This window comes from Candidatus Deferrimicrobiaceae bacterium (assembly GCA_035256765.1).
Lineage (GTDB): Bacteria > Desulfobacterota > Deferrimicrobia > Deferrimicrobiales > Deferrimicrobiaceae > CSP1-8.
In genome coordinates, this window is the sequence record DATEXR010000291.1 from 1 (window position 1) to 1,810 (window position 1,810).

2 protein-coding genes are annotated in these 1,810 nt (G+C 64.6%); both read right to left on the reverse strand.

What is annotated here, in order from left to right:
- On the reverse strand, positions 1-1,040 hold a 1,040-nt coding region (locus tag VJ307_10055; GenBank protein ID HJX74484.1), incomplete at its 3' end, for a PLP-dependent aspartate aminotransferase family protein.
- A gap of 50 nt (positions 1,041-1,090) precedes the next feature.
- A partial coding sequence (locus VJ307_10060; GenBank protein ID HJX74485.1) for an aminotransferase class V-fold PLP-dependent enzyme occupies positions 1,091-1,810 on the reverse strand: 720 nt, incomplete at its 5' end.

The window sequence follows — 1,810 nt, forward strand, 5'->3', positions numbered from 1 at the left end:
GTCATCGGCTGGGTCGCGAGGCTCTCCGGGCCACCGAGGCTCGGGGCGATGAGGAAAAGCTCGAGGCGGTCGACGACCTTCGTTGCGTCTTGACCCGACCCATCGATCTCCAGCGTCAGCATCCCCCCGAATCCGGACATCTGGGATCTCGCCAGATCGTGTTGGGGGAAATCCGGCAGTCCCGGATACAGGACCCTGGCGACCTTCGGATGGTCCCTCATCGCTTCCGCCACGGCCTGCGCGGTCCGGTTCTGCCTCTCCACGCGAATGGGGAGCGTCCGCAGGCTCCTCGCCAGAAGGGCGGCGATTTCGGGAGCCATCATCTGCCCCAGGTTCTTCCTCCAGGGGGCAACCGCTTCGATCAGTTCCTTCGACCCCATGAGGGCCCCGCCCGTCAGGTCGCTGTGGCCTCCCAGGTACTTGGTGGCGCTGTGAACGGCGATATCCGCGCCGAGGGCCAGCACCTGCTGGTTGATGGGCGAGGCAAAGGTGTTATCGACGGCCACGAGGGCACCGAACGAGCGGGAAAGCCTGCAGATCTCCCTGATGTCGAAGATCTCCATCGTCGGGTTCGTGGGGGTTTCGAAAAAGACGAGGCCCGGCCCCTCTTTTTGCAAAACCTCCGCAAGCCTTCCCGCCTCCTCTCCCTGGAGCAGGAACGTCGGTACCCCCACGAGGGGCAGCTGATCGGAGAGCAACTGCAGCGTGCCGCCGTACGCGTTCCCCAGACAAACGATCCCCCTCCGGCCGTGGGCGAAAAAGAGCGCGGCCTCCGCCGCCATGCCCGAGGAAAAAACGAGAGCCGACTCCGCGTTTTCCAGGCTTGCGAGCTTGACCTCCACGCTCCGTATCGTCGGGTTCAGCCCGTACCGGGTGTAGAGATTCCCGGGCCGCCTCCCTTCCACCACGTCGAGGAGATCGGCCGTGGACGTGAATCCGAAGGTGGTGGTGTTGTAGATCGGCGTATGCGGGGATCCTTCTGCGTCTCTCACCTCCCCCGCATGCACGCACCGTGTGGAAAGATCGTGATCGCTCTTCATGGGGCCTCCTCCAGAAACTTTCGAATGCTTTCCGGTTTTCGATTCTCTCGTCAAGCGATCCGGATCTCTTTCAGCATGGGGAGGACTTTTTCCAACTCCTCCCATGTCGTGGTTCGTCCCAGGCTGAACCGGATTGCGCCCATCCCTTCCCCCGGGGGAACCCCCATCGCGGCGAGGACCGGCGACAGGGTGACCGAGCCCGCGTGGCAGGCCGAACCGGTCGATGCCGCCACTCCCGGCATTTTCGCAAGGATCTCGGCGCCCACGCGGCCGGCGAGATTGACGCTGAGCGTGTTGGGAAGCCGCTCGACCGGATGACCGTTCAGCGTGATGTTTTCCCCGAAGATATCCTTCAGTCCCTCCCAGAATCGGTCTCGTAAGGACCGTGCCTGCGGCATCCCCACCCATCCGCGGGCAACCTCGCAAGCGGCTCCCAGCGCCACGGCAAGCAGTACATTCTCGGTCCCGGCCCGCCGGCCTCCCTCGTGCCCGGCGCCGTGGACGAACGGCTCGATCCTCGTCCCTTCCCGGACGTAGAGCGCCCCGATCCCTTTCGGGGCGTACACCTTGTGTCCCGCCACGGATAGCAGATCCACCCCGAGCTCCTCCACGTCGGTCGGAATCTTCCCGACAGTCTGGGCGGCATCCGTGTGAAACGGGACCCCCGCCTCCCGCGCGATCGCAGCGATCTCGGGGATCGGTTCGATCGTCCCCACTTCGTTGTTGGCGTGCATCACCGTGATGAGGACGGTCCGGGGCGTGATCGCCTT